This is a genomic window from Streptomyces glaucosporus, assembly GCF_039533345.1.
In the GTDB taxonomy this organism is placed as follows: domain Bacteria; phylum Actinomycetota; class Actinomycetes; order Streptomycetales; family Streptomycetaceae; genus Streptomyces; species Streptomyces glaucosporus.
Window position 1 is genome coordinate 43,541 of the sequence record NZ_BAAATJ010000018.1, and the last position, 22,576, is coordinate 66,116.

Annotated in this window: 24 protein-coding genes; 11 read left to right on the plus strand and 13 right to left on the minus strand. The window is 76.3% G+C overall.

Features of this window, described 5'->3' with window-relative positions; genetic code table 11:
- Positions 1-3: 3 nt before the first annotated feature.
- On the plus strand, positions 4-435 hold the full coding sequence (locus ABD358_RS18780) for an HIT family protein (RefSeq protein WP_344632226.1): 432 nt from the start codon (positions 4-6) through the stop codon (positions 433-435).
- Between the two features lie 46 nt (positions 436-481).
- Here the strand turns inward: ABD358_RS18780 and ABD358_RS18785 are convergent, their stop codons facing one another.
- Both ABD358_RS18785 and ABD358_RS18790 read right to left on the minus strand, forming a co-directional pair.
- Complete coding sequence (locus ABD358_RS18785; protein WP_344632227.1) at positions 482-715, minus strand: CDGSH iron-sulfur domain-containing protein; 234 nt, start codon at positions 713-715, stop codon at positions 482-484.
- Complete coding sequence (locus ABD358_RS18790) at positions 699-1,364, minus strand: HemK2/MTQ2 family protein methyltransferase (protein ID WP_344632228.1); 666 nt, start codon at positions 1,362-1,364, stop codon at positions 699-701. The genes ABD358_RS18785 and ABD358_RS18790 overlap by 17 nt, the downstream gene beginning before the upstream one ends.
- A 170-nt stretch (positions 1,365-1,534) precedes the next feature.
- On the opposite strand from ABD358_RS18790, the gene ABD358_RS18795 reads away from it, so the two are divergent.
- A complete protein-coding gene (locus ABD358_RS18795) occupies positions 1,535-2,716 on the plus strand; it encodes a zinc-dependent alcohol dehydrogenase (RefSeq protein WP_344632229.1) in 1,182 nt (393 codons plus the stop codon).
- Positions 2,717-2,809: 93 nt separating this feature from the next.
- On the opposite strand, the gene ABD358_RS18800 is transcribed toward ABD358_RS18795, so the two are convergent.
- Positions 2,810-3,094, minus strand: a complete 285-nt coding sequence (locus ABD358_RS18800) for a DUF6343 family protein (protein ID WP_344632230.1) — start codon at positions 3,092-3,094, stop codon at positions 2,810-2,812.
- A gap of 250 nt (positions 3,095-3,344) precedes the next feature.
- On the opposite strand from ABD358_RS18800, the gene ggt reads away from it, so the two are divergent.
- Complete coding sequence (ggt, locus tag ABD358_RS18805; protein WP_344632231.1) at positions 3,345-5,216, plus strand: gamma-glutamyltransferase; 1,872 nt, start codon at positions 3,345-3,347, stop codon at positions 5,214-5,216.
- 24 nt (positions 5,217-5,240) lie between these two features.
- Here ggt and mnhG read toward each other — a convergent pair whose 3' ends face one another.
- The 8 genes from mnhG to ABD358_RS18845 form a co-directional block, all read right to left on the minus strand.
- Positions 5,241-5,642, minus strand: a complete 402-nt coding sequence (gene mnhG, locus ABD358_RS18810) for a monovalent cation/H(+) antiporter subunit G (RefSeq protein WP_344632232.1) — start codon at positions 5,640-5,642, stop codon at positions 5,241-5,243.
- The gene (locus ABD358_RS18815) at positions 5,639-5,905 is read right to left on the minus strand and encodes an MrpF/PhaF family protein (RefSeq protein WP_344632233.1); all 267 of its coding nucleotides are present in this window, start codon (positions 5,903-5,905) and stop codon (positions 5,639-5,641) included. The genes mnhG and ABD358_RS18815 overlap by 4 nt, the downstream gene beginning before the upstream one ends.
- A complete protein-coding gene (locus ABD358_RS18820) occupies positions 5,902-6,552 on the minus strand; it encodes a Na+/H+ antiporter subunit E (RefSeq protein WP_344632234.1) in 651 nt (216 codons plus the stop codon). The genes ABD358_RS18815 and ABD358_RS18820 overlap by 4 nt, the downstream gene beginning before the upstream one ends.
- Positions 6,549-8,126, minus strand: coding sequence for a proton-conducting transporter transmembrane domain-containing protein (locus tag ABD358_RS18825; protein WP_344632235.1), 1,578 nt, complete (start codon positions 8,124-8,126; stop codon positions 6,549-6,551). Before ABD358_RS18825 ends, ABD358_RS18820 begins: the two co-directional genes overlap by 4 nt.
- A complete protein-coding gene (locus ABD358_RS18830; RefSeq protein ID WP_344632236.1) occupies positions 8,123-8,497 on the minus strand; it encodes a sodium:proton antiporter in 375 nt (124 codons plus the stop codon). The genes ABD358_RS18825 and ABD358_RS18830 overlap by 4 nt, the downstream gene beginning before the upstream one ends.
- Complete coding sequence (locus ABD358_RS18835; RefSeq protein ID WP_344632237.1) at positions 8,494-11,415, minus strand: Na+/H+ antiporter subunit A; 2,922 nt, start codon at positions 11,413-11,415, stop codon at positions 8,494-8,496. The genes ABD358_RS18830 and ABD358_RS18835 overlap by 4 nt, the downstream gene beginning before the upstream one ends.
- A 120-nt stretch (positions 11,416-11,535) precedes the next feature.
- Positions 11,536-11,736 (minus strand): DUF2180 family protein, encoded by a 201-nt coding sequence (locus tag ABD358_RS18840; RefSeq protein WP_344632238.1) that lies wholly within the window; start codon positions 11,734-11,736, stop codon positions 11,536-11,538.
- Positions 11,733-12,116 (minus strand): hypothetical protein, encoded by a 384-nt coding sequence (locus tag ABD358_RS18845; RefSeq protein WP_344632239.1) that lies wholly within the window; start codon positions 12,114-12,116, stop codon positions 11,733-11,735. Before ABD358_RS18845 ends, ABD358_RS18840 begins: the two co-directional genes overlap by 4 nt.
- Positions 12,117-12,398: 282 nt before the next feature.
- Between ABD358_RS18845 and ABD358_RS18850 the strand changes: the two genes are divergently transcribed.
- Complete coding sequence (locus ABD358_RS18850; RefSeq protein ID WP_344632240.1) at positions 12,399-13,520, plus strand: NAD-dependent epimerase/dehydratase family protein; 1,122 nt, start codon at positions 12,399-12,401, stop codon at positions 13,518-13,520.
- 44 nt (positions 13,521-13,564) lie between these two features.
- Here ABD358_RS18850 and ABD358_RS18855 read toward each other — a convergent pair whose 3' ends face one another.
- Together ABD358_RS18855 and ABD358_RS18860 are read right to left on the minus strand one after the other, a co-directional pair.
- Positions 13,565-14,527 (minus strand): polysaccharide pyruvyl transferase family protein, encoded by a 963-nt coding sequence (locus ABD358_RS18855; RefSeq protein ID WP_344632241.1) that lies wholly within the window; start codon positions 14,525-14,527, stop codon positions 13,565-13,567.
- Between the two features lie 14 nt (positions 14,528-14,541).
- Complete coding sequence (locus ABD358_RS18860) at positions 14,542-14,769, minus strand: DUF6480 family protein (RefSeq protein ID WP_344632242.1); 228 nt, start codon at positions 14,767-14,769, stop codon at positions 14,542-14,544.
- Positions 14,770-14,829: 60 nt separating this feature from the next.
- On the opposite strand from ABD358_RS18860, the gene ABD358_RS18865 reads away from it, so the two are divergent.
- From ABD358_RS18865 to ABD358_RS18895, 7 genes are all read left to right on the plus strand, one after another.
- Positions 14,830-15,795 (plus strand): NAD-dependent epimerase/dehydratase family protein, encoded by a 966-nt coding sequence (locus ABD358_RS18865; protein ID WP_344632243.1) that lies wholly within the window; start codon positions 14,830-14,832, stop codon positions 15,793-15,795.
- 198 nt (positions 15,796-15,993) lie between these two features.
- Positions 15,994-17,631 carry a carbamoyltransferase family protein gene (locus tag ABD358_RS18870; protein ID WP_344632244.1) on the plus strand — a complete coding sequence of 546 codons (1,638 nt, stop codon included), beginning with the start codon at positions 15,994-15,996 and terminating at the stop codon, positions 17,629-17,631.
- Positions 17,628-18,683, plus strand: a complete 1,056-nt coding sequence (locus ABD358_RS18875) for a glycosyltransferase family 2 protein (RefSeq protein WP_344632245.1) — start codon at positions 17,628-17,630, stop codon at positions 18,681-18,683. The genes ABD358_RS18870 and ABD358_RS18875 overlap by 4 nt, the downstream gene beginning before the upstream one ends.
- Positions 18,680-19,339, plus strand: a complete 660-nt coding sequence (locus tag ABD358_RS18880; RefSeq protein ID WP_344632246.1) for a D-glycero-alpha-D-manno-heptose-1,7-bisphosphate 7-phosphatase — start codon at positions 18,680-18,682, stop codon at positions 19,337-19,339. The genes ABD358_RS18875 and ABD358_RS18880 overlap by 4 nt, the downstream gene beginning before the upstream one ends.
- Positions 19,336-20,385 carry a glycosyltransferase family 9 protein gene (locus tag ABD358_RS18885; protein ID WP_344632247.1) on the plus strand — a complete coding sequence of 350 codons (1,050 nt, stop codon included), beginning with the start codon at positions 19,336-19,338 and terminating at the stop codon, positions 20,383-20,385. Before ABD358_RS18880 ends, ABD358_RS18885 begins: the two co-directional genes overlap by 4 nt.
- Entirely contained in the window at positions 20,382-21,344 is a 963-nt protein-coding gene (locus tag ABD358_RS18890; protein ID WP_344632248.1) for a glycosyltransferase, read from the plus strand. The genes ABD358_RS18885 and ABD358_RS18890 overlap by 4 nt, the downstream gene beginning before the upstream one ends.
- A complete protein-coding gene (locus ABD358_RS18895; protein ID WP_344632249.1) occupies positions 21,341-22,573 on the plus strand; it encodes a glycosyltransferase in 1,233 nt (410 codons plus the stop codon). The genes ABD358_RS18890 and ABD358_RS18895 overlap by 4 nt, the downstream gene beginning before the upstream one ends.
- The last annotated feature ends 3 nt before the right edge of the window (positions 22,574-22,576 follow it).

A 22,576-nucleotide genomic window follows, 5' to 3' on the forward strand; every position in this document is an offset into this window, starting at 1 on the left:
GCCGTGGACGGCTGCGTGTTCTGTGCGATCGGCCGGGGCGAGGCCGACGCGGATCTGGTCGCGTACCGGTCCGGGGACGTCTGCGTCGTTCCCGCGCTCCTGCAGCGGGAGAACAACCCCGGCCGCACGCTCGTCCTGCCCGTTCCCCATGTGACCGGCCTGGACGGGACGCCGCCCGGCCTCCTGCGGGAGGTGTTCGGGGTCGCCGCCCGGGTGGTGTCCGCGGTGCGGGAGGCGTACGGGGCCGTGGGGAGCACGGTCGTGCAGAACAACACCGCGCCCGGCCAGGTCCTCCACCACCTGCACGTCTCCGTCGTCCCCCGGTTCGAGGGCGACGCGTTCCGGATCCCCGAACCGGGCCTGTCAGAGGCGCCGCGCGAGGTCCGGCTCGCGCGGGCCTCCGCGCTGCGGCGGGTACTGGCCCGGGAGGCGTGAGGCGGGCCGGGACGGGCGCGGGACGGGGGGCGGACCGTCAGGCCCGTCAGCCGCCGTCCCCGCCCGTGTCGCGGGTGCGGCGCTCCTTGCGGCGGTGGCTGGTGTCGCACCACGGGTAGCTCCGGCTGCGGCGGCAGGCGCACACCGCCACCACGAAGCGGTCGGAGCGGGCGGTGCTGCCGTCGGGGAGGTCGATCTCCACCGGGCCCTCGATCAGCACCGGGCCCTCGGGGTCGACCACCACGCGCCGGGCGGACGGCTGCTCAGGGCCGGTCGGCACGGATCACCACCAGTTCCTCCGTCCGCTGCCCCGGGGAGATCAGCCCCCGCGCCTCCAGCCAGGCGGCGCGCTCGCGCAGGACCGGCCCGAACGGGATGAGGCTGCGGGCCACCACCGCGGACTTCAGGCCCTCCTCGCGGAGCAGGGCCAGCGTCGTCTCGATGCCGCACAGTTCGGAGTGGACCACCAGCATCGCGCCGCCCCGCGCCAGCAACGCCGGCGCCGAGGCGCACAGCCGGTCCAGGACCGCGCGGCCGTCCGGCCCGCCGTCCCAGCACATGGCGCGCCCGCGCCGCGGCAGCTCGGCGCTCGGGGAGGGCACGTACGGCGGGTTGGCGAGGACCACGTCGAAGCGCCCGCCCTCCTCCGCCTCGGCCACGGCGTCGGCGAGGTCGCCGCGCCGCACGGTCATCGGCAGCCGGTGCAGCCGGGCGTTGCAGCGCGCGGCGAGCACGGCGCGGGGCGAGGCGTCCAGTGCGACGGCCTCTGCGGCGCCCATCCGCAGGGCGGCCATGGCGAGCACTCCGGTGCCCGTGCACAGGTCGAGAACGCGGGAGCCGGGGGCCAGTGCGGCGTCGTGGAGGGCCTGCTTGAGCAGCCAGGTGTCGTCCTGCGGCGCGTACACCCCTGGGGGCCTGAGCAACAACATGCACACCGGATACCTCTTCTGCCGCTTCCCTAACGCACCTTCTCCCCATAGCTCCCCGTGCCCGGTCCGGTGCGCGGCGCGGGCCGACTGAGCGGCCCGTACGGGGGTACCCGGCCGATCCCGCCGAGCGGGAACCCGAACGGGCGATTCCGGACACGAGGAGGAGATCCATGAAGGCAGCGGTCTGGCACGGCCGGCGCGACGTGCGGGTGGAGGAGGTGCCCGACCCGGTCGTCCGCGAGCCCACGGACGCCGTCGTGCGGATCACGTCCTCCGGGCTGTGCGGCTCGGACCTGCACCTGTACGACGTGCTGACCCCGTTCATGACGGAGGGCGACATCCTCGGCCACGAGCCGATGGGGATCGTGGAGGAGGTCGGCCCCGGGGTGGAGCACCTCGCCCCCGGCGACCGTGTGGTGATGCCGTTCCAGATCGCCTGCGGCACCTGCTACATGTGCTCCCAGGATCTCCAGACGCAGTGCGAGACCACCCAGAACCGCGAGACCGGCATGGGCGGCTCCCTCTTCGGCTACACCAGGCTCTACGGCGCGGTGCCCGGCGGGCAGGCCGAGTACCTGCGGGTGCCGCAGGCGCACTACGGGCCGATCAAGGTGCCCGAGGGCCCGCCGGACGAGCGTTTCCTGTACCTGTCGGACGTGCTGCCGACGGCCTGGCAGGCCGTGGTGTACGCGGACACTCCCCCGGGCGGCACGCTGGCCGTACTGGGGCTGGGGCCCATCGGCGACATGTGCTGCCGGATCGCCCTCCACCGGGGCGTGGAGAAGGTGATCGGGGTCGATCTGGTGCCCGAGCGGCTGGAGCGGGCCAGGGCGCGCGGTGTGGAGGTGCTGGACTTCTCCGAGCACGACGCCGTCGCCGACGTCATCCGCGGCATGACCGGGGGGCGCGGCGCCGACGCGGTGATCGACGCGGTGGGCATGGAGGCCCACGGCAGCACGGCCGCCGCGCTGGCGCAGAAGTCGGCCGGGCTGCTGCCGAAGAAGATCGCCCAGAAGCTGATGACCACGGCCGGCGTGGACCGGCTCGCCGCTCTCCACCTGGCCATCGACGCCGTGCGGCGCGGCGGCACGATCTCGGTCATCGGCGTCTACGGCGGCATGACGGACCCGCTGCCGATGATGACCCTGTTCGACAAGCAGATCCAGCTCCGCATGGGGCAGGCCAACGTACGGCGCTGGGTGCCGGACATCATGCCGCTGCTGACGGACGGCGACCCGCTGGGCGTGGACGACTTCGCCACCCACCACATGCCGCTGGAGAAGGCGCCGGAGGCGTACGAGATGTTCCAGAAGAAGGCCGACGGTGCGGTGAAGGTCGTCCTGCGGCCCTGAACCCCGGTTCCCGCCCGGCCCCGTTCCGGGCGCTCCCGGCGCGGGGCCTCTCCGGCCGGGGGCGGCCGGGGGCGGCGCGGCCGTACCGGACCGTCAGCGCCCGCGCCGCCCCTCCCTCTGCCGCCTGCGGCGCGCCAGGACGACGACCAGGTCGGCCGCCGCCACCAGGGTCAGCGCGGCGCAGATCCAGGCGATCGTGGTGAGCGACTCCCCGCTCGGGGCGTCGCCGGGCTCCGCGTCCGCCGCCCACAGGGCGAAGAACACCGTTCCGGCGAGGAACACGGGGACGTAGAGGGCGGACAGCAGCAGCCGCAGCCCCAGGGCGCTGCGGGCCGTCACGGGTTCGGTTCCGGTGCGCGACCGGCCGGGGATCCGCATCGCCGGTGCACCTCCTGTCGCTTCCTGTAGCTTCCTGCTACTTACTGCTGCTGCTTACTGCTGCTTCCTGCTTTTCCACCGGTTTCCGTGGGCCGGTCCGGCCGGCCGGACGGGTACCCGGCTCCGTTTCCGGCCATGCCCGGTGCGGCCCCTCGCCCGATCGGCGCGGCGCTGTTGCCCCGGCCGCGGCGGGCTGCCAGGGTTTCGTCGTCCGGCAGTTCGAGCGTTCCCGTCCCGTCACGGAGGCTCCATGCCCGTCCGCGTCCCGCGTCCCTCCCGCCGCCGCGGCGCCGTCGCCGCGGCCCTGTCCCTGGTCCTCTCCCTGGCCCTGCCGCTGCTGTCCCCGGCGGGCCCGGCCCCGTCCGCCGCGGCCGACTCCGGCCGGGAGCCGCCCGCCAAGCGGCCCGTCGCGACGGGGTACGGCGGGGCGGTCGCCAGCGTCAACCCGTACGCCTCCCGGGCCGGGCTGGAGGTGCTCCGCGCCGGCGGCAACGCGGTGGACGCCGCCGTGGCGACCGCGGCGGCGCTCGGTGTCGTCGAGCCCTACTCGGCGGGGATCGGCGGGGGCGGCTACCTCGTCCACTACGAGGCCCGCACCGGGCGGGTGCACACCGTCGACGGGCGGGAGACCGCACCGGCCGCCATGGGCCCGGACGCCTTCCTCGACCCCGCCACCGGCCGACCGATCCCCTTCGACGAGGCGGTCAACTCGGGCCTTTCGGTGGGCGTCCCGGGCACGCCCGCCACCTGGGAGAAGGCCCTGGACCGCTGGGGGACCGTCTCCCTGGCCGAGGCGCTGCGGCCGGCCACCGCGATCGCCGAGCGCGGCTTCGTCGTCGGCGAGGAGTTCCGCGCCCAGACCGCGCTGAACGAGGACCGCTTCCGCGACTTCGCCCCCACCGCCGAGCTGTTCCTGCCGGGTGGCGAACTGCCCGAGGTGGGCTCGGTGTTCCGCAACCCCGGCCTCGCCCGCACCTACCGGCTGCTGGCCCGCGAGGGCGCCGACGCCCTCTACGAGGGGCCGCTGGCCCGCGAGATCGTCCGCACGGTGCGGAAGCCGCCCGTGGCGCCCGGCGCGGACCGCACGGTGCGCCCCGGGCTGATGACCACCGCCGACCTGGACCGCTACCGCGCGCTGCTCCGCAAGCCGACGAAGGTGGAGTACCGGGGCGTGGAGGTGTACTCCATGGCGCCCTCGTCCTCCGGCGGCACCACGGTCGGCGAGGCGCTGAACATCCTGGAGAACACCGACCTGGCCGGGATGGACCGCACCCAGGCGCTCCACCACTACCTGGAGGCGAGCCGCATCGCCTACGCCGACCGCAACCGGTGGGTGGGCGACCCGGCGTTCTCCGACGTGCCCACCGAGGAGCTGCTGTCGGAGCGCTTCGCCAAGGAGCGGGCCTGCCTGATCGACCCCGGCCGGGCGCTGACGAGCCCGCTGGCGCCCGCCGACCCCCGCGACCCCGCCTCCTGGGACTGCGCCGCGGGCCGGGGCGGCGGCGAGCCGTACGAGGGGCCGTCCACCACGCACCTGGTGACCGCGGACCGCTGGGGGAACGTGGTCTCCTACACGCTCACCATCGAGCAGACCGGCGGTTCGGCGATCACCGTGCCCGGCCGCGGCTTCCTGCTCAACAACGAGCTGACGGACTTCGACTTCACGCCCCTGTCGGAGACGGCGGACGGCCCGAACCTGCCCGGTCCGGGCAAGCGCCCGCGCAGCAGCATGGCGCCCACGATCGTGCTGGAGGACGGCCGGCCGCTGCTGGCGCTGGGCTCGCCGGGCGGCTCCACCATCATCACCACCGTCCTCCAGACCCTGGTCAACCGGCTCGACCTGGGCATGACGCTGCCCCAGGCGGTCGCCGCGCCGCGGATGTCGCAGCGCAACACCGCCACCACCCAGGCCGAGCCGGAGTTCCTGGACTCCTCCCCCGAGCGGGCGCCGCTGGAGCGGCTGGGGCACCGGTTCGTCCCCCCGCCGCAGACCTTCACCCCGGCGCCGGAGATCGGGGCCGTCGCAGCGCTCGAACTCCTCGGCGACGGGCGGACGGTGGCCGTCGCCGAACCCCGGCGGCGGGGCGGAGGCTCGGCGATGGTGCTGCGTCCGGCCCGTTGACCGGCCCCGCTTCCCGTCGCCGCCTCACGTCCCGCGCCCCCGGCCCTCCCCGGCGCCTCCCCGGCCGTCCGGCGGGTCCGGGGGCGCGAGCCGTCCGGCCAGGTCGTCGGTGAGCAGGGTGCGGCGGTCCACCGCGCCGGTGCGGTAGGCGACGCGGCCGACGACCTGGCCGGTGACGGGCGCGGTGAACAGCTGGAAGAGCGCGATGAGCAGCAGCAGCCCGGCGTACGGCAGCGGCACCCGGACGGCCGCGCCCAGCAGGGCCAGCAGCACGCCCAGGGTCTGCGCCTTGGACGAGGCGTGCAGGCGGGAGAGGGTGTCCGGGAAGCGCAGCAGGCCGACGGCGCCCAGCAGGCAGAAGACGGCGCCGGTCAGCAGCAGTACGGCCGAGACGGCGTCCACCGCCGCCGCGGGCAGTCCCCTCACCTCAGGTCCTCCCGTTCCTCGACGAGCCGTGCCGCCGCCACCGACCCGATGAAGCCCAGCAGGGCCAGCACGATCAGCACGGGCACGAACGCGGTGTACCCCCACACGGCGATGCCCACGCAGGACCCGGCGACGACCAGCGACACCAGGACCTCCACCGCCACGATCCGGTCCAGGGCCCGCGGGCCGCGCACCAGCCTGACCAGCACCAGCAGCCCGGCGGCCGACAGCAGCGCCAGGGCGACGACCGCGACCGCGTTCACCGCCTCCCCTCCCCTCGTCCGCCGTCCCGTCCCCCGCCGTCCTGCCCCCCGCCGTTCCGTCCTTCGCCGTCCTGCCCCCCGCCGTACCGGCGGGCCCGACGGCGCAGCTCCCGGCGCGCCCGGGTGGTGCTCAGGGCCCGCACCACCCAGCGTTCGGCGGCCGCGACGTCCCCGCGCTGCGCCTCGGCCTCCGCGGCGTCGCGCACGGGCAGCGCGTGGATGTAGACCCGCCGTCCCTCGCGGTCGATCTCCAGCACCATCGAGCCCGGTGTCACCGCGGTGAGGTGGGCCGTCGCCGTGATCAGCAGGTCGGTGTCCACCCGCAGCGGCGCCTCCAGCACCGCCGCCCGCGCCCGGGGACCGCGCAGCAGCGCCTCCCGGGCCACGGTGAGGGCCGAGCCGACCAGGTTCACCAGGAGGCGTCCCGCCATGGCCGCCGCCCACAGCGGGCGGACCCTCACCCGGTGGGTGACGGGGGGCAGGGGGAACAGGAGCACCGCCAGCGCGACCACCACCAGCCCGCAGACGAGCACCAGCGGACTCACCGACCCCCACAGCACGATCCACAGCACCCACAGTCCCGCGGCCACCGGCCACCGCCGCCGGGCCTGGTGCGGAAGGCCGGTGGGGTTCTCCGTCCCGGTCATGGGCGCTCCCGGTGCCGTTCGCCGGATGTTCCGGACGCTTCGGACGCCCCGGGGGAACCGGCGTCGCCGACCGGCTGCCCGAGCACCGCGTCCCGGTACGCCTCGCGGTCCAGGAGGTCCACCGCGGCGCGCTGGCTGACCCGCGCCACCGGACCGGCGGCCGCAGCCACCGCCAGCCCGGCCAGCACGATGCCGGCCGTGGCGCCGAGCATCAGCCGCAGTCCGCCGCCGCCGTACCGCCGTACGGCGGGCGGGCGTTCGGGGCCCGCGGCGAACGCCGCCTGCCACACCCGGGCCATCGCGTACAGCGTCAGCAGGCTGGTGACCAGGGCCGCCGCCAGCAGCGCGAGGACGGCCGGGCCGCCCCGGGCCGTCCCGGCCTGCAGCAGGGCGAGTTTGGCCACGAACCCCGACAGCGGCGGGATGCCGGCCAGGCTGAGGCCGGAGACCATGAACAGTCCCGCCACCAGCCCGGGCGGCGGGGCCGCCCGGGCGAGCTGCGGCAGCTTGGCGCTGCCGCTCCAGTTCGCCACCAGGCCGGCGATGAGGAACAGCGCGGCCTGGGCTGCGATGTGGTGGACGGCGTACAGGACGGTCCCGGCGAGCCCGGCGACGGTGTAGAGGGAGAGCCCGAAGAGCATGTAGCCGATGTGGCTGACCAGCACGAAGGACAGCAGCCGGTTGAGGTCCTGCTGGGCGACGGCGCCCACGATGCCCACCAGGAGGGTGAGCGCCGCCGCGACCAGCAGCGGCGTCCAGGGCTCGGTGCGCGGGAAGAGCAGCGTCTGGGTGCGCACCATGGCGTACAGACCGACCTTGGTGAGCAGCGCGGCGAGGACGGCGGTGATGGGCGCGGGGGCGGTCGGGTAGCTGTCCGGGAGCCAGAAGTGCAGCGGCACCACCGCCGCCTTGATGCCGAACACGATCAGCAGCAGCAGGCTGAGGACGGTCCGCAGGCCGCCGGGGAGCTCCGGGACGCGGTGGGAGAGGTCGGCCAGGTTGACCGTGCCGGTGGCCGCGTAGACCAGCCCGATGGCGGTGAGGAACAGCAGCGACGACAGCAGGCTGGTGATGGTGTACGTCATCCCGGCCCGGACCCGGCCGGAGTCGGTGTCCAGGTTGATCAGCACGTAGGAGCTGGCGAGCATCAGCTCGAACGCCACGAACAGGTTGAACAGGTCCCCGGCGAGGAACGCCAGGGCCACCCCGGCCGCCAGCAGCAGGTAGGTGGGGTGGAAGGGCGCGTGGACGGGGTCGCCGCCCTCGGCGGTGCCCTGCCCGATGGCGAAGAGCAGCACGGCGAGCGTCACCGTCAGGGCCATCGTCATCAGCAGCGCCGACAGCCGGTCGGCCACCAGGGACACCCCGGCCGGCGCGGGCCAGCCGCCGACGTCGGCCACCAGCGGGCCGCGCCGGTCGGCGAGGACCAGCAGGACCACGGCGTCCGCCAGGACGGCCAGGAGCGCCCCGACGCCCAGCAGCCGCTGGACCGGGGCCCTGCGCCACACGGCCAGGGAAAGGCCCGCCACCAGTACGGGGACCGCGACGGGAGCGAAGAGCAGCCAGTCGGTCACCTCTCCCGCGCCTCCTTCTCCCCCAGCCTGCGGTCCTCCACGTCGTCGCGGACCTCGTCGTGGCCCAGGAGCTGCCGGCCCCGGTAGACCAGGGCCAGCAGCAGGACGCTGACACCGAAGGTGATGACGATGGCGGTCAGGGCCATGGCCTGCGGCAACGGGTCGGCGAACGCCCCGGTGTCCTCCCCCTTCCCGGTGACCGGCGGTCTGCCCGGCGGCCCGGCGGCCAGCAGCACCAGCAGGTTGGTGGCGTGCCCGAGCACCAGGAAGCCGAGCAGCAGGCGCATCAGGGAGCGCTGCAGCAGCAGGTGGAATCCGACGGCGAAGAGCCCGCCCACCGTCACGGCCGACGTCAGGTCGAGTACGGTCATCGCTCGCGGCTCCCGGGGTCGTCGGGGGCGCCGGACGCCCCGGTCGCGCCGGCGGCCTCCCGCGCGGCCTCCTGGACGGACACCTGGGCCGGGCCCACGGCCGACAGCAGCTTCAGGCACACCCCGGCGACCAGCAGGTAGACCCCGGTGTCGAAGACCACGCTGGTGGTCACCTCGACGTGGCCGAGCACCGGCAGCGTCCCCGCCAGGAGCGCGGTGGACAGCGGTTCGCCGCCGAAGGCGACCGGGGCCAGCCCGGCGGCCGCGGCCAGGGCCAGTCCGCCGCCCGCGACGACGCGGGGGTCGAGGGGCCCGGCGAACGCGGTGTCGGCCCGGCCGCCCACCAGATAGCGCAGGGTGAACGCCTGACCGGCCACCAGGCCCGCGGCGAAGCCGCCCCCGGCCCGCAGGTGGCCCGAGTAGAGCAGGTAGACCGAGAGCACCAGGACGGCCGGGAACAGCATCCGGGTCACGACCTCCAGCAGGAGCGAGCGCTCGTGGGCGGGCAGCTCCCGCGCCTCCGGCAGCCACTGCTCGCGGGGGACGGACCAGCGGGCGGTGCGCGGGTGGCGGAGCACGGAGAAGGGCCTGGCCCGGAGCGTCCTGGCCCCGCCGTCCTCCTCGCCGCCGTACGCGTCGCCGCGGACCGTGATCAGGGCGCCCACCCCGACGGCCGTCACCATCAGCACGGCGATCTCGCCGAGGGTGTCCATGGCCCGGAAGTCCACGATGATGCCGTTGACGACGTTGTGGACCCCGGCGTCCGCCGCGTGCTCCGCGTAGTAGCCGGAGACCGGGCGCTCCCGCCGGGCGGCGGAGGCCGCCACCGCCAGCAGCGCCACGAGCGTCCCCGCGGCCGCGGCCAGGGCGAGCCGCATCCGGCGGACGGGCGGCGAACCGGGCCGGGCGCCGAAGTCGGCCGGGAGGCCGCGCAGCACCAGCACGACGATCACCAGGGTCAGGGTCTCGACGAGGAACTGGGTGAGCGCCAGGTCCGGCGCCCCCTGCACCAGGAAGAACCCGGCGGTCCCGTAGCCGACCGCGCCGGCCAGCAGGGTGGCGGCCAGTCTGCTCCGCACCCGGGCCAGGGCGACCGCCGGGACCAGCACCACCGCGGCGAGCGGCGCCTGGACGGCCGAGGCCCACAGCGGCGGGGCGGGCAGCGGGACGTCGCGCAGCAGCAGGGCGGTGCCGGGCACCGCCAGCACGACCGCCAGCAGCACGGTGAGGTAGGCCGGCAGGGAGCCGACCTGGGTGTGCCGGGTGAACCGCACGGCCGCCCCGTCCAGCCCGTGGCGCAGGCGGCGGTAGCCCTCCTGCGCGTCGGGGAACCGGGGCGCCCGGGCGCGCGCCGCGGCCAGGGCGGGGCGGGCGCGGTGGAGGACGAGGCCCGCGGCCAGGGTTCCGGCGGACAGGGCGAGCGCGGGGGTCGGACCGTGCCAGAGCGCGAGGTGGTAGGGCTCCTGGAACCGGGGCAGCCCGGCCGCGTACGGCTCGGTGAGCGCCTCGGTGCCGGGGTACCACACGCCCGCCGCCAGGGCGGCGGCCACCAGGACCGCGATGGGCGCCGCCATGCCGAGCGCCCGGTCGCCGGCGCCGGCGGGCGGTGACGGCACGCCGGGCTTGTCCGCGAAGGCCCCCCACAGGAAGCGGACGGCGTAGGCCACGGTCAGCGCCGATCCGGCGGTGAGCGCGGCCACCACCCACACCTCGCCCGTCCCGGCGCCGTGCCGGGCCGCCTCCCAGAAGGTGTCGAAGTACGCCTCGTGGCCCAGGTAGCCGACCAGCGGCGGCAGTCCGGCCATGGAGGCGGCGGCGAGCGCGGCCAGCGCGAGCAGCGCCGGTCTGCGGCGGCCCACGCCGGACAGCCGTTCCAGGTCACGGGTGCCGGTGTGGTGCTCCACCAGGCCGGTGACGAGGAACAGCGCGGACTTGAAGGTGGCGTGGGCCAGCAGCATCACCTCGCCGGCGAGCGCGGCGTTGCGGGTGCCGTACCCGAGCAGGGCGATGAGCAGGCCGAGTTCGCTGATGGTGCCGTAGGCCAGGACGCGCTTGAGGTCGCTCTCCCACAGCGCCCGCCACGCGCCGGCCAGCAGCGAGACCAGGCCGACGGTGAGGACCAGGGGACGCCAGGGCGCGGCGTCGGCGAAGCCAGGCGCCAGCCTGGCCACCAGGTACACCCCCGCCTTGACCATGGCGGCCGCGTGGAGGTAGGCGCTCACCGGGGTGGGCGCCACCATCGCGGCGGGCAGCCAGCCGTGGAGGGGCATCTGGGCGGACTTGGTGAAGACGCCGACCAGGACGAGCACCAGCGCGGCGGGCACGTAGCCGCCGCTCGGGGGGTCGGCGACCAGTTCGGAGATCCGGTAGGTGCCCGCGGACTCGCCCAGCATCACGAAGCCGAGCAGCATGGCCAGTCCGCCGCCGGTGGTGACCACCAGCGCCTGCTCGGCGGCGGTGCGGTGCTCCGCGCTCCTCCCGCGGCCCGCGATGAGCAGGAACGACACCACGGTGGTCAGTTCCCAGAAGACGTAGAGGACCAGCAGGTTGTCGGCGGTGACCAGGCCGAGCATCACCCCGGCGAAGACGAGCAGCAGCGCGGACTCGCGGCCGTGGCCCTCCTCTGTGTAGCGGGCGGAGTAGAGCAGGACGGCGGCCCCGACACCGCTGATGACGAACACCATCAGCAGGGAGAGGGGGTCCAGCCGCATGACGGCCTCCAGCCCCAGCGAGGGCGCCCAGGAGAGGCGTTCGAGGGGCGTCTCGCCGTCCAGGACGGCCGGGGTGAGCGCCGCCGCCCAGACCAGTGCGGCCAGCGGCACCAGTGCGGCGACCGCCCAGACGGCACGGCCGAGCCGCGCCGCGAGGGCGGGGAGGGCGGCGGCCACGACGGCGTGGGCGGCGATCAGAACCAGCAAGGGCACTCCTGGATGAACCACGCGTAAGCGTACATATCGGTGCGCGTAGCGCGCGGTTGCACGGCCGTCCGCGGCCCGGCCGGGCCTTCTCCGTTCATGGGCCGGGCGGGTGACCGGGTGTCAGCCCTCGGCCCGCGCGCACACCCCGCACAGCACGCGGCGGGCCTCCGGGCCCTGGGTGACCTGGCCCATGCCCCGCGGTTCGCGGACGAGCCGGGACTCCACCGTCAGGTGGTCGGGGCACAGCCCCGCGTGGCAGCGCGAGCACACGGCGACGGCGGTGGCGGTCCGGCCCTCCGAGTGGCATTCGTAGCAGTTCACGGCAGCGGTCCGTTCTCGTCCAGGGCCCGCCCGCGCAGTCCGAGCGATTCCTCCAGTTCGCGGATGCGCGCGTCGAGCCGTTCGGCGCGGGCGGCGCGCTCATAGGGGGTGAGCGGGGGCCGCCGCGTGATCACCAGGGCGGCGCAGCGGTAGAAGACGTAGGCCGGCACGACGACCGGCCAGGCCAGGCCGTAGAGGAAGGCAGTGGAGGCCGCCACCGACTGGCCCTGTTCCCGGAAGCGTTCGACCGGGTCCTCGTCGGCGTGCCAGTCGCGCTCGAGTTCGATGATCCGGGCGCGCTCGATGCCGTATCCCACCCGGGCCGTCACCAGAGCGGCCGTCAGGTAGGCCGCTAACAGGGCCAGGAGGCTGACCAGCATGCCGCACCTTCCCTCCTTCCGCGTCTCGCGCGGTACCCAGCGCGCGGCGGCGGAAACGCCGGTTGTGTGGGGGTCCGGGCCGTCCCGCGGTCCGGCGGCGGGGTGGGGGACGGCGGCCGCCCGGACACCGGGCGAACCGTTTCCCCGCCGGGCACACGGGTACCCAGCGATGCGCTCTCCGCACCCGGGGAGACGCGGAACCGCGGAAACACCCGAACGACGGACACCGGAGAACACCGGAGAACACGGCGCGGCGGGGCCGCGCGAGGGGAGACGAGCGAGATGAGCGAACGGGACGGGGCGGGGCTGCGCGTGGTGGTCCTGGGCGCCACCGGCAACGTGGGCACCTCGGTGCTGGCGCGCCTGGGAGAGGACCCGCGGATCGCCTCGGTGCTGGGCGTGGCCCGCCGCGTACCGCTGTGGACGCCTCCGAAGACCGAGTGGGCGAGCGCGGACATCGGGGCCGGCGGCGACGCGCCCGGCGGCGGCGACCGGGCGGGGCAGGCCACCGAGGAGCGGCTGACCGACCTGTTCCGGGGCGCCGACGCCGTGATCCACCTGGCCTGGCTGATGCAGCCCATGCGCGATCCGCTGACCACCTGGCGCACCAACGTGCTGGGCACCGCGCGGGTGCTGCGGGCGGTGGCGGCGGCGGAGGTGCCCGCGCTGGTGTACGCCTCCTCGGTGGGCGCCTACTCCCCCGGCCCCCGCGACCGGGCCGTGGACGAGTCGTGGCCGACCCACGGCGGCCGGCCGGACGCCGCGTACTGCCGGGAGAAGGCGTACACGGAACGGCTGCTGGACGGGTTCGAGCACGACCATCCCGAGGTCCGCGTGGTGCGGATGCGGCCCGGCTTCATCTTCAAGCGGGAGTCGGCGAGCGAGCAGCGGCGGCTGTTCGCCGGGCCGTTCCTGCCCCAGCGGCTGGTCCGGTCCGCCCTGGTGCCCGTCGTGCCGGACCTGCCGGGGCTGCGCTTCCAGGTGCTGCACACCGAGGACGCCGCCGAGGCGTACCGGCTCGCGGTCGTCCAGCCGGTGCACGGCGCCTTCAACCTGGCCGCCGGCCCGGCGGTGGACGCGTCCGTGCTGGCCGACCTGCTCGGCGCGAAGGCCGTACGGCTGCCGCTGGGGCCGGTGCGGGCGGCGGTGGCCGCCGCGTGGCGGCTGCGGCTGGCGCCCGCCGAGCCGAGGCTGTTCGACGCGTTCCTGCGGCTGCCGGTGATGGACACCGGCCGGGCCGAGCGGGAACTGGGCTGGACCCCGCGGCACTCGGCGCAGGAGGCGCTCCGGGAGCTGCTGCGCGGCATGCGCGAGGTGGCGGGCGCGCCGACGGCGCCGCTGGCGCCCGTGGCGGACGGCGGGCGGCTGCGCGAGATCGCCACCGGGGTGGGGGCGCGGCCCTGAGCGGCCGGGCCCGGCGGCGGGTCGGCGGCCCGGCTCCCGTGCGCTCAGCCGCGTACGGCCGCGGGCGGCTCCTTTGGCAGACCCGGCTCCGGCAGATCCGGCAGAGCCGCCGTCAGCGCGGCGCCGAGGTCGTCCCCGGGAACGTCCCGGAAGGCGTCCCGCCTCCGCCGCGCCGCCGCCCGGCCCGAGACCAGGCACCACCGCCACCACCGGTCCAGCTCCCGCGGCGCGAGCCGCTCGGCCGGGACCATGGCGGGCCAGCGGTACGCCCGCGCCTGGGCGGTCACCTTCGCCCCGCCGGCCACCGGGTCGACGGCCAGGGCGGGCACCCCGGCCCGCAGGGCCAGCACCAGGCCGTGCAGCCGGTCGGTGACCACCACGTCGAGCCGGGCGAGCAGGGACTGGAACTGGGCCGGGGTGCGGCACAGCCGCCAGTCGTCGCGGGCCAGCCGGGTGTCCAGCTCCACCCGGGCGCAGTCGAGGCCCGCGAGCCAGCCGGTGATCCGCTCGGCGGCCTCCTCGTGGCGGCGGCGCGCGCCGTACTCCCCCTGGCCGCGGGTGAGCACCACCCCGGCGACCGGGGTGGCGGGCAGGGGAGGCGCGGCGGCGGCCAGGTCGGGGGCCGCCCGGACGCCGGGGGCGTCGCGCGGCAGGACGCGGTGGAATCCGCGGACGGCGGGGTCGTCGGGGTCGATGACGGACACGCCCACGGCGGTGCGCACGCAGTGGGCGTAACGCTCGTGGAGGGCGGCGATCTGAGGGCCGTGCAGGGGGCCGCAGACGAACACCAGATGGCCGTACCGCTCCGGGTCGGCCTCCTCCAGGCTCAGCGCGTCCGGCCGGAAACCGGGGCTCCAGGCGGTGTCGTGGGGGACCCCGGCGCGGTCCAGGACCTCCTGGACGCGGCGCAGGGCCAGCTCGTCACCGGCCGTCACCTCCCCGTGCAGGAAGGTGAACCAGCCGGTCAGCAGCGTCCTGGGGGGCCTGTGGGTTTTCCGCGCCGTCATCCGGGGACCCGGCGTCACAACGCCACTGCGTAGGCGATGAAGAACGCGGCGACCAGGACCGCCAGGACCAGCAGCGCGATCAGCGGGGCGGGACCCCAGCCGCTCGGCGTGTTGGCGTTCTGGTCCGGGGCTCCCGCGGGCGTGCTGCTCTCACCGGGCGGCGTCTCGCCGGGCGGCACCCCGCCGCCGCTGTCGAGGCCGGGCGTCCGCTTCGGGTCCGGGTCCGGATGCGTTTCGTTCATGTCTCCCGAGTGCGCAGCAGGCCGCCCCCTTACACCAGCCAGAGGGAATGAGGTTGCTCGATGACGGATGAACGTCACCGGCGGGCCGTGGTCACCGGCGGCGCCGGGTTCGTGGGCTCGCACCTGTGCGAACGACTGCTCGACGACGGCTGGCACGTGCTCGCCGTGGACAACCTGGTCTCCGGCGCCGAGGGCAACGTCGCCCACCTGCTCGGCCGGCCGGGCTTCGCCTTCCTGCGGCGCGACGTGTGCGCGCCGAACGCCCTGACCGGCCTGCCCGGCGGCCCCTTCTGCCTGGTGTTCCACCTGGCCTGCCCGGCCTCCCCGGCCGACTACCTGCGGCTGCCGCTGGAGACCCTGGAGACCGGCAGCAGCGGTACCCGCAACGCCCTGGAACTGGCCGCCCGGGACGGCGCGCGGATGGTGCTGGCCTCCACCTCCGAGGTGTACGGCGACCCGCAGGTCCACCCGCAGCCCGAGGACTACTGGGGCAACGTCAACCCCGTCGGCCCGCGCAGCGTCTACGACGAGGCCAAGCGGTACGCCGAGGCGCTGGTCACCGCCCACCGGCAGGTCCGCGGCACGGACACCGCGATCGTGCGGATCTTCAACTCCTACGGGCCCCGGATGCGGGCCGGGGACGGCCGCGCCGTGCCCACCTTCATCCGGCAGGCGCTGGCCGGCGAGCCGCTGACGGTGGCCGGGGACGGCAGCCAGACCCGTTCGCTGTGCTACGTCGACGACACCGTGGCGGGCATCCTGGCCCTCGCGGGGAGCGACCTCCCGGGGCCGGTCAACATCGGCGGCGAGGAGGAGACCACGGTGCTGGACATCGCCCGCCGGATCGTCAAGCTCACCGGCTCCCCGTCCCCGGTCGTGTTCGTCGAGCGCCCCGGGGACGATCCCGCCCGCCGCCGCCCGGACACCAGGCTGGCCAGGGAGGAGCTGGGCTGGAAGCCGCGCGTCGGCTGGCAGGAGGGGCTGGAGCGGACCATCGCGTGGTTCGCCCGCCGGGCCGCCGCCTGATCCGTCCACCCGGCTCTTTCCCCGCTCCCCCGCCTCTCCTCCCCCGCCGCGGCCGGCCGGCGCCGGCCGCCTCCCCTCACGCTGGGGAGTCACTTCCCCCCGAAAGAGTCGATCTCCCGAGTTTGGCGGCGCTGCCGAGGGTAACCACGGACGCCAGACATCCCGGCCCCGTCGGGACGGACAACGGAGGCACCCCCTATGCGCATCCTCGGCATCAACGCCGTCTTCCACGACCCGGCCGCGGCGCTCGTGATCGACGGCAGGACGGTCGCGGCCGCGGAGGAGGAGCGGTTCAGCCGCCGCAAGCACGGCAAGCGGCCGGTGCCCTTCTCCGCCTGGGAGATGCCCGAGCAGTCCGCGGCCTGGTGCCTGCGGCAGGCGGGCCTCACCCCCGCCGACCTCGACGCCGTCGCCTACTCCTTCGACCCCGACCTGGCCGCCCCGGCCGACTCCCTGGGCCTGGACGACCCCTGGGACCACCTCCGCCGGGAGTACGCCCGGCGCGCCCCGTCCTTCCTGGCCGACGCGCTGCCGGGGCTGGACCCGTCCATCGTCCGCTTCGTGCCCCACCACATGGCGCACGCCGCCTCCGCGGGGATCGCCGGACCGCACCGCGACACCGCCGTGCTGGTCCTGGACGGCCGCGGCGAGTGCGCGTCCCACCTGTCCGGCCGCTACCACGGCGACCGGCTGGAGGTGCTGGCCGCCCAGCGGCTGCCCCACTCCCTCGGCCTGGTCTACGAGGAGCTGACCGAGCACCTGGGCTTCCTCCGCTCCTCCGACGAGTACAAGGTGATGGCGCTCGCCTCCCACGGCAAGCCGCGCTTCCTCCCGGAGCTGCGGGAGTGGGTGCACGCCACCGGCGGGGGCGGCTTCCGCGCCCACGGGGTCGAGTGGGCCGCGCTGGCCCCGGCGCGCCGGCCGGGCGCCGAGTGGACCCAGGAGCACGCCGACCTGGCCGCCAGCGCCCAGGCCGTGCTGGAGGAGACCCTGCTGGACCTGGTGGGCTGGCTGCACGCGGAGAGCGGCGGCGAGGAGCTGACCATGGCCGGCGGCGTCGCCCTCAACTGCGTGGCCAACTCCCGGATCGCCGCCGAGGGCCCCTACCGCCGGGTGTGGGTGCAGCCCGCCGCCGGCGACGCGGGCACCGCGCTGGGCGCGGCCCTCCACCTGGCCGCCGAGCGGGGCGAGTCCCCGCGGCCGATGCCGGGCGCCGACCTGGGCCGCGGCTGGACCGACGAGGAGATCGAGGGCTTCCTGCAGGAGGCGGCCGTGCCCTACGAGCGGCCCGCCGACATCGCCGAGACCGTCGCCGAGGCCCTCGCCGGCGACGGCATCGTCGCCTGGTTCCAGGGCCGCAGCGAGTACGGTCCCCGGGCGCTGGGCCACCGCTCGCTGCTCGCCCACCCGGGCCGGGCGGAGAACCTGGACCGGCTCAACCGGGTCAAGGGGCGCGAGGAGTTCCGCCCGGTGGCCCCCATGGTCGCCGAGCGCCGCGCCGCGGAGATCTTCGACGGCCCGCTCCCCAGCCCGTACATGCTGTTCGTGCACGACGTCGCCAGGCAGTGGCGGGACCGCATCCCGGCCGTGGTGCACGTCGACGGCACCGCCCGCATCCAGACCGTGAACCCGGACACCGAGCCGCTGGTGGCGCGGATGCTGGACGCCTTCGAGCGCCGCACCGGGCTGCCGGTGGTGGTCAACACCAGCCTCAACACCGCCGGGCGGCCGATGGTGGACTCCCCCCGCGACGCGCTGGAGTGCTTCGGCTCCTCGCCCGTGGACCTGCTGGCGATCGGCCCGTTCGCCGTCCGCCGCGGGAAGGCGTTCGCATGAGCGCCCCCCACCGGGCGGCCACCGACTACTCCGTGGTCATACCCACCGTCGGGCGCCCCTGTCTGGCGGACTGCCTGAGGGCGCTCGGCGAGTCGCTCGGCCCGGAGCCCCGCGAGATCGTGGTGGTGGACGACCGCCCCCAGCCCCGGCCGCTCCGCGACGGCCTGCCGCTCGGCGCCCTGGGCCCGCTGCGGGAGCGCGCCACCGTGGTGCAGACCGGCGGCCGGGGCCCGGCCGGCGCCCGCAACGTCGGCTGGCGGCTGGTCACCGCCCCCTGGGTGGCGTTCCTCGACGACGACGTGCGGGTCGGCGCCCGCTGGCGCGAGTCCCTCGCCCGCGACCTGGCCGAGGCGGACCCCACCGTCGCCGGGGTGCAGGGCGTCCTGGACGTGCCGCTGCCCACCGGGCGGCGGCCCACCGACTGGGAGCGCAACACCGCCGGACTGGCCCGCGCCCAGTGGGCCACGGCCGACATGGCCTACCGCACCGAGGCGCTCAAGGCGGTCGGCGGCTTCGACGAGCGCTTCCCCCGCGCCTTCCGCGAGGACGCCGACCTGGCGCTGCGGATCCTCGACGACGGCTGGCGGATCCGGCGCGGCAGCCGGCTGACCACGCACCCGGTGCGGCCCGCGGACCGCTGGGTGTCGCTGCGCACGCAGCGCGGCAACGCCGACGACGCCCTGATGCTGCGGCTGCACGGACCCGCCTGGTGGCGGCGGGCCGCCGCGCCCAGGGGACGCATCCGCCGCCACGCCGCGGTCACCGCCGCCGGGGCGGCGGCGCTGGCCCTGGCCGCCGCCGGACGGCGGTGGAGCGCCGTCCTGGCCGGGGCGGGCTGGCTGCTGGGCACGGCCGAGTTCGCCTGGGCCCGGATCGCCCCGGGCCCCCGCGACCGCGAGGAGGTGGCGACCATGCTGGCGACCAGCGTCCTGATACCGCCGCTGGCGGTCTGGCACCGGGCGGCGGGGACGCTGCGCCACCGCCACGCCTCCCCCTGGGACGCGGACGGGGCCACCGCCCCCGCCGCCGGCGGCGGGGGCGTGGGCCCATGACGGCGGTGCGCGCGGTGCTCCTCGACCGGGACGGGACCCTCGTGGAGGACGTCCCCTACAACGGCGACCCGGCGCTGGTGCGCCCCATGCCGGGCGCGGCCGAGGCGATGGCCCTGCTGCGCTCCCGCGGCGTGCCGGCCGCGGTGGTCACCAACCAGTCCGGCATCGCCCGCGGGCTGATCGGCTGGGACGACATGACCCGGGTGCACGCCCGGATCGACGAACTGCTCGGCCCCTTCCACGCCTGGGCCGTGTGCCCGCACGGCCCCGGCGACGGCTGCGGGTGCCGCAAGCCCGCCCCCGGTCTGGTGCTGGACGTCGCCCGGCGGCTGGGCGTGGCCCCCCACGAGTGCGCGGTCGTCGGGGACATCGGCTCCGACGTGGGCGCGGCGCGGGCCGCCGGGGCCCTCGGCGTGCTGGTCCCCACCCCCGTCACGCTGCCGGAGGAGGTCCGGGACGCGCCCATGGTGGCCTCCGACCTGCTCGCCGCCGTGCGCATCGCGCTGGACGGACCGCCCGGGGCGTCCGGCCGGGACCGGGCGCCGGTGTCCGCGTCCGCCGGGGGAGACCCCGCCGGGGAGCGTCCGGCCGGGTGCCGTCCCGCGTCCGCCCTCGCCCGTTCCACCGCCCGACCGACCGCCCGGAGGCCGTCATGAGAGCACTGGTCGCACGCCTGGACAGCTTCGGCGACGTGCTCCTGGCCGGCCCGGCGGTACGCGCCGTGGCGGCGCGCGCCGACCGCGTGACGCTGCTGTGCGGACCGCGCGGCGCCCCCGCCGGGCGGATGCTGCCCGGCGTGGACGAGGTCCTGGTCTGGGACGCGCCCTGGGTGGGTTTCGACCCGCCTCCCGCCGACCGCGCCGACATCGAGAAGGCCGTCGAGGAGATCGCGGCCCGGCGCTGCGACACCGCGCTGGTCCTGGCCTCGGCCCACCAGAGTCCCCTGCCGACCGCGCTGGTGCTGCGGATGGCCGGCGTCGCGCGCGTCGCAGCCGACAGCGTCCACTACCCCGGCTCCCTGCTGGACGTGCGCCACCGGCGCGACGAGCACGCGCACGAGGCCGAGGCCGCGCTGGCGCTGGCCGAGGCGGCGGGCTTCCCCCTGCCCCCCGGCGACGACGGACGGCTGCGGGTGCTGCCGCCTCCGCCGACGGAGGGGCTGACCGGCCCGCCGGGCTACGTCGTCCTCCACCCGGGGGCGAGCGTGCCCGCCCGCCGCTGGAGCCCGGAGCTGTCGGCGGAGGCCGTGACCGCCCTGGCCGCGGCCGGGCACCGGGTGGTGGTCACCGGCGTGCCCGAGGAGCGCGAGCTGACCGCGTACGTGGCCGGATCGGACGGGCTCGACCTGGGCGGGCGCACCTCGCCGGAGGAGCTGGCCGGGGTGCTGGCGGGAGCGAAGGCCGTGGTCACCGGGAACACCGGGCCGGCCCACCTGGCCGCCGCCGTGGGGGTGCCGGTGGTCTCGCTCTTCTCCCCCGTCGTCCCGGCCGGGCGCTGGGCCCCCTTCCGCGTCCCGCTGGTGCTGCTGGGCGACCAGCGGGCGCCGTGCGCGGGCACCCGGGCCCGGGTCTGCCCGGTTCCCGGGCACCCCTGCCTGGACCGGGTGACCCCGGAGGAGGTGGTCGCCGCCGTGGAGAAGGCCGCGGCCGGAGGCGGACGACAGAGCACAGCCGCCGGAGGCGGACGGAAAGGGGCCGTATGAGGATCCTGCTGTGGCACGTGCACGGTTCCTGGACCACCGCGTTCGTCCAGGGCCCGCACACCTACCTCGTCCCCGTCACCCCCGACCGGGGTCCCGACGGACTCGGGCGCGCCGCCACCTTCGACTGGCCCGACAGCGTGGTGGAGCTGACGCCGGAGCAACTGCGGGAGACGGACGTCGACCTGGTGGTGCTCCAGCGCCCGCACGAGCCCGGCCTGGCCGAGCGCTGGCTGGGCAGACGGCCGGGCCGCGACGTCCCCGCGGTCTACCTGGAGCACAACGCGCCGGACGGGAACGTGCCCGACACCCGCCACCCCATGGCGGACCGCACGGACCTGACGGTCGTCCACGTCACCCACTTCAACCGGCTGTTCTGGGACTGCGGCACCACGCCCACCGCCGTCGTCGAGCACGGGATCGTCGACCCCGGACCGCTGTGGACGGGCGAGCTGGCGCGGGCTGCGGTGGTGGTCAACGAGCCGCTGCGCCGCGGCCGCACCACCGGGACCGACCTGCTGCCCCGCTTCGCGGAGGCCGCGCCCCTGGACGTCTTCGGCATGCGCACGCGGGGGCTGGCCGAACGGCTCGGCCTGCCCCGGGAGCGCTGCCGTTCCCAGGACCTCCCCCAGCGGGAGCTGCACCGGGCCATGGCCAGGCGCCGGGTGTACGTCCACCCGGTCCGCTGGACCTCGCTCGGGCTGTCCCTGCTGGAGGCCATGCACCTGGGCATGCCCGTGGTCGCCCTCGACACCACCGAGGCGTCCGCGGCCGTGCCGCGGGGAGCCGGGGTGCTCTCCAACCGGCTCGACGTACTGACCGACGCCGTACGCGACTTCGTCGCCGACCCCGCCTACGCGCGGGCGGTCGGCGAGAGGGCCCGGGCGGCCGCGCTCGCCCGCTACGGGCTGGCGCGCTTCCTGGACGACTGGGAACGGCTGACGAAGGAAGTGACCCGATGAGGATCGCCATGGTGTCCGAGCACGCGAGTCCCCTCGCGGCGCTCGGCGGCCCCGACGCAGGTGGCCAGAACGTGTACGTCGCCCAACTGTCGAAGGCGCTCGCCCGGCGGGGTCACCTCGTCACCGTGTACACCCGCCGGGACGCCCCCGAGCCGCCCGACCGGGTGCCGTTCGGGCCGGGCGTCACCGTCGAGCACGTGCCCGCGGGGCCGGCGCGGCCGGTGCCCAAGGACGACCTGCCGGAGCACATGCCCGCCTTCGGCGCCCACCTGGCCCGCCGCTGGACCGAGCAGCGGCCGCACGTGGTGCACGCGCACTTCTGGATGTCGGGCCTGGCCTCGCTGGCCGGCTCGCGCGGGCTGGGGATCCCCGTCGTGCAGACCTTCCACGCCCTGGGCACCGTCAAGCGGCGCCACCAGGGCGCGGAGGACACCAGCCCGCCCGAGCGGATCGACGTGGAGCGGCGGATCGGGCGCGAGTGCGGCCGCGTCATGGCGACCTGCACGGACGAGGTGTACGAGCTGACCGCCATGGGCGTGCCGCCGGAGCGCACCTCGGTCGTGCCGTGCGGCGTGGACACCGGCGAGTTCAGCCCCGAAGCAGCCCCCGACGACTTCCCGGCCGGGGACGGCGGGCGGCGCTTCCGCCACCGGCTGCTGGCGATCGGCCGCCTGGTGCCGCGCAAGGGCTTCGACCAGGCGATCGCGGCGCTGGCGGAGGTGCCCGGCGCCGAGCTGCTGATCGCCGGCGGCCCCGAGCCCGCGCTGCTGGACTCCGACCCCGAGGCGCGGCGGCTGCGGCGGCTGGCCGGGGAACTGGGCGTGGCGGACCGGGTGCGGCTGCTGGGGGCCGTGCCGCACGAGCGGATGCCCGGCCTGATCCGCGGCGCCGACCTGGTGCTGTCCACGCCGCGCTACGAGCCGTTCGGCATCGTCCCGCTGGAGGCCATGGCCTGCGGGGTGCCCGTCGTGGCCACCGGGGTCGGCGGCCACCTGGACTCGGTCGCCGACAAGGTGACCGGGCGGCTGGTGCCCCCGGGGGACCCCGGCGCGCTCGCCCGCGCCGTCAACGAGCTGACCGGCTCGCCGGAGCTGCTGCGGCGCTACGGCGAGGCCGGCCGGAAACGCGCCCTGGCCCGCTTCTCCTGGGAGCGGGTCGCCGACGGCGCCGAGCAGGTGTACGCCCAGGTGGTCGCGAGCCACCGCGTCCCGACGGGGGCCATCCGATGACGA

Excerpts from the sequence above, each read along its gene's own strand:
- ABD358_RS18790 (WP_344632228.1), bottom strand. The coding sequence starts at position 1,364 with ATGTTGTTGCTCAGGCCCCCAGGGGTGTACGCGCCGCAGGACGACACC.
- ABD358_RS18795 (WP_344632229.1), top strand. The coding sequence starts at position 1,535 with ATGAAGGCAGCGGTCTGGCACGGCCGGCGCGACGTGCGGGTGGAGGAG.
- ABD358_RS18800 (WP_344632230.1), bottom strand. The coding sequence starts at position 3,094 with ATGCGGATCCCCGGCCGGTCGCGCACCGGAACCGAACCCGTGACGGCC.
- ggt (WP_344632231.1), top strand. The coding sequence starts at position 3,345 with ATGCCCGTCCGCGTCCCGCGTCCCTCCCGCCGCCGCGGCGCCGTCGCC.
- ABD358_RS18820 (WP_344632234.1), bottom strand. The coding sequence starts at position 6,552 with ATGACCGGGACGGAGAACCCCACCGGCCTTCCGCACCAGGCCCGGCGG.
- ABD358_RS18830 (WP_344632236.1), bottom strand. The coding sequence starts at position 8,497 with ATGACCGTACTCGACCTGACGTCGGCCGTGACGGTGGGCGGGCTCTTC.
- ABD358_RS18845 (WP_344632239.1), bottom strand. The coding sequence starts at position 12,116 with ATGCTGGTCAGCCTCCTGGCCCTGTTAGCGGCCTACCTGACGGCCGCT.
- ABD358_RS18850 (WP_344632240.1), top strand. The coding sequence starts at position 12,399 with ATGAGCGAACGGGACGGGGCGGGGCTGCGCGTGGTGGTCCTGGGCGCC.
- ABD358_RS18855 (WP_344632241.1), bottom strand. The coding sequence starts at position 14,527 with ATGACGGCGCGGAAAACCCACAGGCCCCCCAGGACGCTGCTGACCGGC.
- ABD358_RS18860 (WP_344632242.1), bottom strand. The coding sequence starts at position 14,769 with ATGAACGAAACGCATCCGGACCCGGACCCGAAGCGGACGCCCGGCCTC.
- ABD358_RS18865 (WP_344632243.1), top strand. The coding sequence starts at position 14,830 with ATGACGGATGAACGTCACCGGCGGGCCGTGGTCACCGGCGGCGCCGGG.
- ABD358_RS18870 (WP_344632244.1), top strand. The coding sequence starts at position 15,994 with ATGCGCATCCTCGGCATCAACGCCGTCTTCCACGACCCGGCCGCGGCG.
- ABD358_RS18875 (WP_344632245.1), top strand. The coding sequence starts at position 17,628 with ATGAGCGCCCCCCACCGGGCGGCCACCGACTACTCCGTGGTCATACCC.
- ABD358_RS18880 (WP_344632246.1), top strand. The coding sequence starts at position 18,680 with ATGACGGCGGTGCGCGCGGTGCTCCTCGACCGGGACGGGACCCTCGTG.
- ABD358_RS18885 (WP_344632247.1), top strand. The coding sequence starts at position 19,336 with ATGAGAGCACTGGTCGCACGCCTGGACAGCTTCGGCGACGTGCTCCTG.
- ABD358_RS18890 (WP_344632248.1), top strand. The coding sequence starts at position 20,382 with ATGAGGATCCTGCTGTGGCACGTGCACGGTTCCTGGACCACCGCGTTC.
- ABD358_RS18895 (WP_344632249.1), top strand. The coding sequence starts at position 21,341 with ATGAGGATCGCCATGGTGTCCGAGCACGCGAGTCCCCTCGCGGCGCTC.